This is a genomic window from Eubacterium sp. CAG:161 (assembly GCF_000432355.1).
Classification (GTDB): Bacteria; Bacillota; Clostridia; order Lachnospirales; family Lachnospiraceae; genus Eubacterium_G; species Eubacterium_G segne.
In genome coordinates this window covers 70,807-80,679 of the sequence record NZ_HF991855.1, presented here as the reverse complement: position 1 = coordinate 80,679, position 9,873 = coordinate 70,807, and the positions used below count along the sequence as shown (strand labels likewise).

5 protein-coding genes are annotated in these 9,873 nt (G+C 30.8%); 1 reads left to right on the top strand and 4 read right to left on the bottom strand.

What is annotated here, in order from left to right; all coding sequences use genetic code 11:
- Positions 1–130 precede the first annotated feature (130 nt).
- The 3 genes from Q5O30_RS03270 to Q5O30_RS03260 all read right to left on the bottom strand — a co-directional run bounded on the left by Q5O30_RS03270 (position 131) and on the right by Q5O30_RS03260 (position 5,616).
- Positions 131–1,726, bottom strand: a complete 1,596-nt coding sequence (locus Q5O30_RS03270) for a type I restriction-modification system subunit M (protein WP_021952329.1) — start codon at positions 1,724–1,726, stop codon at positions 131–133.
- A 204-nt stretch (positions 1,727–1,930) separates the two neighbouring features.
- A complete protein-coding gene (locus tag Q5O30_RS03265) occupies positions 1,931–2,248 on the bottom strand; it encodes an HIRAN domain-containing protein (RefSeq protein ID WP_021952328.1) in 318 nt (105 codons plus the stop codon).
- Between the two features lie 239 nt (positions 2,249–2,487).
- Positions 2,488–5,616, bottom strand: coding sequence for an AAA domain-containing protein (locus tag Q5O30_RS03260; RefSeq protein WP_021952327.1), 3,129 nt, complete (start codon positions 5,614–5,616; stop codon positions 2,488–2,490).
- Positions 5,617–5,948: 332 nt separating this feature from the next.
- Here Q5O30_RS03260 and Q5O30_RS03255 point away from each other — a divergent pair, with 332 nt between their 5' ends.
- A complete protein-coding gene (locus tag Q5O30_RS03255) occupies positions 5,949–7,256 on the top strand; it encodes an IS30 family transposase (protein ID WP_021952326.1) in 1,308 nt (435 codons plus the stop codon).
- A gap of 313 nt (positions 7,257–7,569) precedes the next feature.
- On the opposite strand, the gene Q5O30_RS03250 is transcribed toward Q5O30_RS03255, so the two are convergent.
- On the bottom strand, positions 7,570–9,807 hold the full coding sequence (locus Q5O30_RS03250; RefSeq protein ID WP_021952325.1) for a hypothetical protein: 2,238 nt from the start codon (positions 9,805–9,807) through the stop codon (positions 7,570–7,572).
- Positions 9,808–9,873: the final 66 nt, after the last annotated feature.

The following is a 9,873-nucleotide window of genomic DNA, read 5'->3' as shown; positions in this document are numbered from 1 at the left end:
TTTCACCATCATACTCTTTAGCTGCTACGTTAAGTCCATATTCAAAAGATGAAGATAGTTCTCCCAACTTACGCTGTTCCCAAGGATCAGTAAATCCTTTAAATCTTATTTTTGGTATATCTGCCATATTTTACACCTCCTCTAAGACTTTTATGAATTCTTCTACTGATTCTCTAGTTTCATCGCTATCAAAATTTAGGTCTTTTAACATACTTAACAGCATATTATTACCCTCTTTTATTTCTTTATCTGTATCTCTTATTCTCAGCGTAAGTGCTTTTAAATCAATCTCTGGTTCTTCTTCTGAAGTATCTACATATCGTGGTATATTCAAGTTATAATCATTTTTCACAATGTCTTCATAAGATGCAAGGTATGCTTCTTTCTCTACACTTTCTCTGTTATTATATAATTCAAGAACACGATCAATATGTTCTTCTTTCATAACATTCTGCTTTTTCTCTTTTTCATACAAATTTGATGCATCTATAAACAACACATCTCGTCCATCACGATGCTTTTTCAATACTACAATACATGTTGGAATTGAAGTATTATAAAACATATTTGATGGCAAGCCAATTACCGCATATATAGAACCATTTTTCAAAAGTGTTTCTCTTATTTTTCCTTCTGCTGCTCCTCTAAATAAAACTCCATGTGGTAAAACAATCGCCATTGTTCCTGTCTGTTTTAAATGATAAAATCCGTGTAATAAGAATGCATAATCTGCTTTTGATTTTGGTGCAAGCTTTCCACCATAATCCATAAATCTTTCATCTTGTTTAAATCCTTCTGCTGCAGACCATTTTGCAGAATACGGTGGATTCATTGTAACTACATCAAATTCTGTTTCTTCATCAGTTGGCCAGTCTGCATCTAATGTATCAGCATTTCTTAAGTGCTGATTTTCCGGCAAAACTCCATGCAAAAACATATTCATTCTTGCCAAATTATAAGTTGATGGCATAAGTTCCTGTCCATAGTATTTTATATAATCCGGTTCTTTTGCATAATTTTTGCAGCTCAGCATTAATGATCCTGAACCCATACAAGGGTCATATACCTGTAATCCTTTTTTATCTTCCTGTCCTGTCATTGCAATTCGACATAGTATCTGTGCCGGACCATGTGGAGTATAGAATTCCCCTGCCTTTTTTCCTGTTTCAGAAGCAAACTGTCCTATTAAGTATTCATATGCATTTCCTAGCACATCGCCTTCTGTATGTATTAAATCTGCACCATCTAACACTTTTATCACTTCTGCTATTGTTGCACTCTGTTTTTGGTCTCCGGTTCCAAGCCTGTTTGAATACAAATCAACATCTGCAAATAATCCATTAAATAATTCGTCTGATTCCTGAATTCTATTAAATGCTGACTGTAATTTTTCTCTGTTGAAAGAATTGTTTTTAGCATCTTTCAATATGCTTACATATGTCATATCAGGGTCCAATGTATAACGTAATGATTCTTTCAATTCTGCCAATAGTTCTTCGGCATCTTCACTATTCATTACATCCTCATAAACTTCCTGTGCTTCTTCTAAATCATCTGGTGTTTCATCGTTTAATAAATCATATACTTTTGATAAATATGAATCTGATAAATACTTATAAAATACCAATCCTAATAAATAAGTTTTGTATTCATTTGCATCCATCTTACCTCTTAATACATCTGCTCCGCTCCACAAAACCTGCAACAAATCTTTTCCTTCTGCCATTTTAGTCCTCCTATATTTTTAGTAAATCAAATAATTATTTATTCATTTTTATCACATTGTAAATATTTATTAATTATATTATAAGTGGCTATTTTATACAACTTTTGCATTGTTATATTTGCCTCCTTATTTATACATTATTTCATTATTTGTACTGTCATTTTCCATTTCAGCTACACAATAATTCTAATTCCAATAACTTCTTTAAAATTTAATTTCATCTACTGGTTTTACTAATTCACACAGAATTCCTCTTGGCATTTTGTAAAGCACTTTTCCAACTGCTGTGTCGCCAATTTTGTCATAAATTCGTCCTGCACTATATGACTCGCCAACGACTGTACTACAACTATTTGCCACATGCCCAACTTTTCCAATTCCCGGCATTTTTACAAGAATTGCTTCGTGGTCATATTTGTTGTCCGGTTCTTTCTCAAGAAACACTTCCATATCCTTTTCAAAAAATTCGTCACCTTCAAAAAATCCTGTTCCTGTAATTGTAAAATAAATCTTATCTGCCATCTTTTTTTCCTCCTTTATAGCTGCTATTTTTCCTTTTATGACTCCATTTTCTCACATTCACTGTCCCTTTTTCAGGACTCGATTCCGCTATTTTTTCGAAACTACGTTCTGTTTTTGCTTATTTATATAAAAAATAGAGCTTTTAGGTATAAAGCCCTATTTTTTATGAAACAATATTGTATAAATTTATGCGCTATATAAATTTTACTAATATGATTTTATAACTTAATATATACACTTTATATTTCCTCAGGTTTAAGATAATGCCCAGCTTCACACCTTATATAAAGTCCATACTTGCCCAATTTTGCTTCCATATAGCAATTATGTTGCGGACATTTCACATTGCCAATATTCATATAACGATTTATATCATCAGGTCGTAATAATTCTGTTTTTTTACACTCTTTACACCACAATATAGTCTTACCACTTTTTCCTTTTGACATTATTAACGGCTTTTTACACGTTGGACATTTCATATTCTGTTCTACATATGCTGAAAGTCCAGTTAGACCATTGGTATTTGCTTCCGTTGTTTCTGGTCTTGGCTCAAGAATTGATTTTCCACCTTTTGTTTTTTTATATTCCAAATCTGAAAGAGAATTAATCATTTCTGCTGTATGTTCGCCTTTTATTCTACATGCTATCTTACATACTGTGTTATATTCTCTACTTAAGTTGCTAAAGCTCCATTTTGCAAAAGGTGCACCGTACCAAGTAATATAATCATCAATCATAATAATTGGAAAAGTTGCATTATCCGTTCCCCAAGTATATTCTTTCCATTTTTCTGGAAGATTTGCATAATTATTACATTTAATTAATACCCTAATTCCTTTTATTTTTGCTTTCTTTATTTGTCTATATATTTCATCTTCATATTCTAAATCAAACGAACCTGTTGGTAATGAAACAACAATTTTACCTTTTGCGTTTAAAAGATCAGTTAGAAGTTTATTTATATATTGATTGCAATCAACATAAAACTTTGGTCCACCATCTACAGATAAATTATCAATCATCTTTTCTAATGTTCCATCCTTATGCTCAATAATATTACCATTATTTTTTAAATAACTTAGCAATTTATAAAATGTATGATTTGTCCCTTTAAAATTATTATCCCAAAATCTATAATCTGCTACAGTTACTAATTTTCCACGAGCTCTTGTAACTGCAACATTTATCAATCTTAATATCGAATTAAAATCTTTTCCCATAAGCCATCCCGGTTTCTTTGCTGGATAACTTTCAACAGCATCAAAATATATTACATCACTTTCAGAGCCTTGGAATTGATGCACTGTTGCACATCTAATATTTGTCTCATTTTCTTTTCTATAATCTAATATTAATGCTCTAATTAATCTTGTTTGAGCAGCATACGGTGTTATAACACTAACATTATTATCATTCTTTTCGGTTTTTATAGCTGCTGAAAACGAAATTATTGCACTTAAAATATTAAATCTTGAATTATCTGCATTTTTCGAAGCTGCACAATAACACCCTGTTAAATCTATCAAATTGATTGCTTGTCCCTTAAACAATTCTGATTCAACAATTTTTTCTCTACTTGTATAGGTAGATAGATGATTTTTAAGTAAATTATGATATATGTATTTATTTGCAAAATTAGCTATTCTAGGTTGCATTCTTCTTTGTTCATCAAGCATAACAAGCCATGGGTGGTAAAATATCTTTCCATTCTGATTTATCTTCAAAAATGAAAATAAATCCTCGCACAAAATCTTTTTTTCTCTCGATTGTGCTATTGGTGCCAATTGCATAAAATCACCTACACATATTAAATGTTCTTTGGCAAAAGTAGCTGCACAAACTACTTGAAGCACATACGCCATACTCACTTCATCAAACATTACCACATCATATTTCTTATCTTGAAAAGTTTTATCTACCATTATCTTTGAAATAGTTGTTGCCACTATAGAAGCTTCACTTACATATATTTGTTCTTGCTCCCTTATTTGTCCACGAATTTTTGTTATTTCTTTTCTAATTTCTATAATTCTTTGTGACCCTAAACCCTTTGTATGCTTAATGTTGTCATACTCTTCCTGTAAATTATCTAATTTTCCATTCATAACCGGACTCTTTGCAACAGTATAATAAAATGAATTAACATATGAATTTTTATTTAATTCTTCATCCCTCACATATCCATATCGCAGAACCTTTCCTTCTTTAAGAATATCCTCTTTTCCTTTTTTCCTTAACAGTTCATCAATTTTCTTTGCTACACCATCAACAGAAACATTACTATGTGAAACAATTAAAACAGACTTTCCTTCCTGTTGAAATTTAATAGCAATTTCTGACATAGTATGTGTTTTTCCTGTTCCCGGAGGTCCCCAAACAATGCAAATCGGTTCAGATATTGCCTTTTTAATTACCTCCTCTTGTCCTTTAGGTATATTATCTTCCGAATCAGTTGTTGACATAGATGGGCCTTCGTTAAATAATCTGGCTGCCATTTTACTTTTGTTTATACCAATTCCATATTGTATTCTTTTTTCTAATGCCTCTAATAATTTCCATGGTTCAACACTTATAACAGCACTTCCTATTCTATTTCCAATATTATTTTCTATTTGAATAATAATTTGGAAGTCCTCACACATAAGGACTGTCCCACTTGCTGTTTGTATTCCTATCTCTATTTTAATAGGTGAATCATCTGCTATATGAAGTTCTGCTTCTAAATCAAATATGTACGAATAAATACCTTTATCCTTAGATATTAATTTACCATTTGTAACCTTATACTTTCTTCCTCCCTCATGCATTAGAAAAAGTTTTTCTGTTCTCATAGCTCCCATGTACTTTTCTATACCTGGAACACTCATTGGTTTTATATCATTATTTGAATTCTTGTCGTTTTGTTCAAATTCAACTTTTTTATTTTCTAATTCATATACTTTTTTGTTTTCTTTTCTTATCGTGTCTATGTATATATTTTTTTCCTCTTCTGTCATGGAAAATTTAGAAACATCTAATAACATACATTTATCTTGCGCTATTATTTTAAAAGATACCTCTGTTCTTTCTCCTACATTAGAAAAAAACACTAATTTTAAAACTGAGTTATTAACAAATATTTTTCTCTTTTCATCCTCAAATTCACACCAATCATAGTGATATCTTTTTCCATTTTCATATACATGATAATTTATACTTATATGTGAAACATTTACTCTATCTGTAATAATAGCCTTATAGAATATTATCTTTTCTTTATTTCCAATTTGGCGTTCAAATTTGAAATCTACCCTAACTCGATTATTAGTAACTTCATATGTTGGCATATGTAACTTAAATGCAGCATCTATATAACTTGCTCTCATATTACCCCTCCCTACTATTTATCCGAACAATTTTATATCTTATTTTATCATATTATATTTATTTATAACCATACAAATTTAATATCCTGTAATGAGGAATTATTCAACCTGACAACAACTACATAATTCCATAGCCTCCTTTCTTTTTCCTTTTATGAATCCATTTTCTCACATTCACTGTCCCTTTTTCAGGACTCGATTTTGCTATTTTTTCGATTTAATTGCAATTTAAACTGCTAGTTTTTCCATGCTACTACTTTTGCAAACTAGCAGTTACCTTTGCAAAAGTGTATATTTTAAGTAGTCTTTGTTTGATCAGAAAGGAGGCTTTTATGCCAAAACAATTATCCTTATCTGAACGAATAATTATTGAACGTATGATTAGTAAAGACTACTCTTTTGCCTCTATTGGTAGAAATCTTGAACGTTCAGCTTCTACCATTTCTAGAGAAGTAATTAAATATCGATGCTTTGTTGATAGAATTTCTCTCCCTGGCGAGAATGATTATACTCACAAAAACTCTTGCCTAAAGAATTATATCTGCGATGATGTTGGAGTACATGGATGTTATGGATATCGTTGTAATCGATGTCCTGAAGATCGTATATGCACAAATATTTGCGCTTCTTATGAATCTTCTCAATGTCCTCTTTTAGATAAACCTCCTTATGTCTGCACTAATTGTTCTATGCTTAAACAATGTAAACGTAACAAGGCTTACTATACAGCTCACAGGGCTGATGCTGCTCATCACAAAAGCATTCGCAATGCTCATTCCGGTGTCAGAAAAACTCCATCTGAATTAAGAGCAATTGCTGATATAATTGAACCTCTTATTGCTAAAGGTCAATCTCTAAATCACATTTGTGCTACGCACTTAGATGAATTAGGTATATCAGAGAGAACTCTCTATAATTACATTGACCAGGGTGTTTTTAATGTTCGTAATATTGACCTTCCTAAAAAGGTTGTTTACAGGCAACGTAGGCCTAAAAAGGTTCTTACCAAGCTTGAATACCAATATAGACAAGGTCGCACCTATGAAGATTTCAAATCCTTCATGGAAGCAAACCCAGATCTACCTGTTGTAGAAATGGATACTGTAAAGGGTGGTCGTAATAAGGGAAAAGTATTTCTTACTATGATTTTTAGAAGGACAAGTTTTATGCTTATCTTTCTAATGAACGATGGAACTCAGGATAGTGTAATTCAGATTTTTGATTCCTTAACTGAGATTCTTGGAGTGTCTCTATTCAAGAGATTATTTCCTGTTATCTTGACCGATAACGGCGTTGAATTCAAAAATCCTCAAGCACTTGAACACACAAGAACAGGGCTTTCCAGAACTCGTGTATTCTTTTGTGCTTCTCAAGCTTCGTGGCAAAAAACACAGGTCGAAAACAACCATCGTTTAATACGAAGAATACTTCCTAAAGGTGTTAGTTTTTCACCCCTCACTGTTGCTGACGTAACGTTAATCTGTTGTCATATAAACAGTGTTCTTCGTGAAAATTTAGATAACAAAACACCTTTTCATTTAATGGACTCCAAAGACGGGAAAAAGTTATTGTCTTTGCTACAACTTTCACCTATTCCACCCGATGAAGTTACTTTGAGTCCAAAGCTACTTAAGCGTTAATTAACATTTTAATTGATCAAACAAAGACTCCCATATCTTTTAAAGAAGCGGGGTTGCAGTTATTTTATCAAAACTAATGTTATGCCGCTTATTAACTATGCACGAAAATATAGCAAAACAATAACTTTTTTATTATTATACACCATTTAAAGCTCAATTTTCACCCCATTTAAGGTTTAAAAAATTTGGTGTCAATATGTTCGTGCAGTTACTTTTTCATTTAAAGTTTTCTAAAAATTCTTATTATGTTTATTATATTAATACCAAAGCCAACTGATAGTAAGCATATACACTCCCACAGTTGGCTTTTATTTTATGATACCACATTTAGTGCCTTAACATTTTGATACAAATCATATAATTGCTTTATTGACATATCCAAAATTGGTTCAAACATAAATGAATTTATGTGAATATTTTCTGGCGTAATCATAGCAACCAATTCTAATGTATTCATTGCGTCATCATTAATGTATTGCTTATATGCTTGGATTAACCTTGCGCTTTGATTCTTCTTTGAATAAATATCATTCATAATATCGTTTCCGTTCGCAATATCAGCCAAAATTTTATCTTTCATATACAACTCGGCTTTTAATCTAATTGCCATTGAAAGAATAAGCTTATTCTCTATCTCTAGTTTTTCAACATCAACTATTTTATCCGCCTCTTCTATAATAACTTCATAAATTGATACATTTTCACGACCTACAGCAAATGTGACATTTTCATTTTTACACCAATATCGATTAAATACATCCTGAATTTGCTTTAATGTTATTGTTTGCGTATCAGCCTTATAATGCACAACACTCGTAAGTAATAAATAATCAGTATTATTGTCATCTTCTGTATATTCAATTAAATTACGAACAAATGGGATAGATGCAACCATAATATTATCACTATATTTTTTTATCAAACGTTCTTTATACTTAGAAAAAATATTCTTTGTATACTGGCCTTTTTCTAACTTGATTTCTCCATCACTCAAAAAAGCAATATACGAATTTCTTGGTTTGGTTATTCTTGAAGCTACAGCTCTATAAAAGTCAAAATTATGTGTGAGCAATAAAACTTTAAACAATTTATTCCCATCCATATCGATATATTTTGCTATGTCACTAATATACTCTATTATTGCATATTTATTTTTATAGTCAAATGACTCTGAAATATCATCTAATATAAGGATTCTCTCTTTTCCATTCTTTTTAGATACTAAAATTTGAAAAATCATATTCAAAATGTAATATGCTCTCTTTTCTCCCATACTAAGAATCTCAATCAGATTATCTTTTGTAATTTCTTTTTCTCCACGATTATCCGAAAAAATATATTTGAAACTAGGCAATTCCTCTTTTAAAATAACATCCTCTTGATTTGAAGGTTCTATACTAAACGGAACATAAAAGCGTTCTTTAAATAAATCTAAGGCTTTTTTCCAATCAGTAGTTTCACTTTTTGCTTCACTTCGTAGATTTTTCAAATCATCTTGTGCTTTTTCATAATCTTCTAATAATTCCCGAAGCTCCGATTCATATAATGCAAATGCTTTGATCCATACTTTTCTTTTAAAATTATCTATGTTTTCATATTCCCCAATAATATCTGGATGGTTTTGCAAAAAAACATTGAACGCTTGGGTGTCCTTATTCTTACTTATTGCTTTGTTAATTTTTTCAAACAAATTTTTAATTTCTTTTGTGTTAAGTACCTGTTCCTTTTCTTTCTTTACAAGATCATCTAATTCTTTTTGAGACTTAACAACAACACTACTACTTCCATCTTTTGCATTTAGTTTTACTTCATTTTTAGCAATAAAAAATCCATTATTTTCCAATACGTTACTTATATTTCCGTAATTATTGTGGTCTATTATTCCTCTTTGCATATATAAAGATTTATCAACCAATTCATTGTATTTCTTTTCGTACTCACCAATCAGCTCAGTGGTTTCTCCCGAAGTAATTAATGCATAGACTTTATCATTGAACAATGCATTATAGTCAAGTTCATCTTCTTTTAATGCACATTGCATTGATGAATCATGCAAAAGATTAAGTATTTCTTCTAAGCATTCATATTCGTCCTTTGGTAAAAAGTTCCAATCTTTTAACATCATAGCTCTTACATCAAAACCACTTCTTGAAGAATACTTCAATTTCTTCTTTACCTGTTCATATAAACTATTCTTCTTATCATCAATCGATTTATGAATTAACAAATATTTCTTACGCAATTCATTGTTTGCCATTAATAGCCCTTGATTTTCAAATGCATTTTCTTCAAATGGATTTATTACAATTATACTATCCCCAGATATTTGCATTCCCGTCTCATCAGTAATATTACATTTACTTTCAAGACCAAACACCTTCTCCTCAACAGGCTTACTATCACGAATAGCTTTAAATGTTTTAGCCAACGACGATTTCATAGTACCGTTTGGTGCATATATTACAGTCACATTATTATTCGAATAATCGAAAGTAGTATTCAATTTTTGAATGCCATAACAATTTTCAAGTTCTAATTTAAGTTTATCCATTTTGTCGTCCTCCTTTTATTTCATATATAAAAAATTTATTTATCGATTCCTATACTACTAACTTAT

What these genes read in the sequence shown, in the direction of transcription:
- Q5O30_RS03270 (WP_021952329.1), bottom strand. Translation starts at nt 1,726, where the DNA reads ATGGCAGAAGGAAAAGATTTGTTGCAGGTTTTGTGGAGCGGAGCAGAT.
- Q5O30_RS03265 (WP_021952328.1), bottom strand. Translation starts at nt 2,248, where the DNA reads ATGGCAGATAAGATTTATTTTACAATTACAGGAACAGGATTTTTTGAA.
- Q5O30_RS03260 (WP_021952327.1), bottom strand. Translation starts at nt 5,616, where the DNA reads ATGAGAGCAAGTTATATAGATGCTGCATTTAAGTTACATATGCCAACA.
- Q5O30_RS03255 (WP_021952326.1), top strand. Translation starts at nt 5,949, where the DNA reads ATGCCAAAACAATTATCCTTATCTGAACGAATAATTATTGAACGTATG.
- Q5O30_RS03250 (WP_021952325.1), bottom strand. Translation starts at nt 9,807, where the DNA reads ATGGATAAACTTAAATTAGAACTTGAAAATTGTTATGGCATTCAAAAA.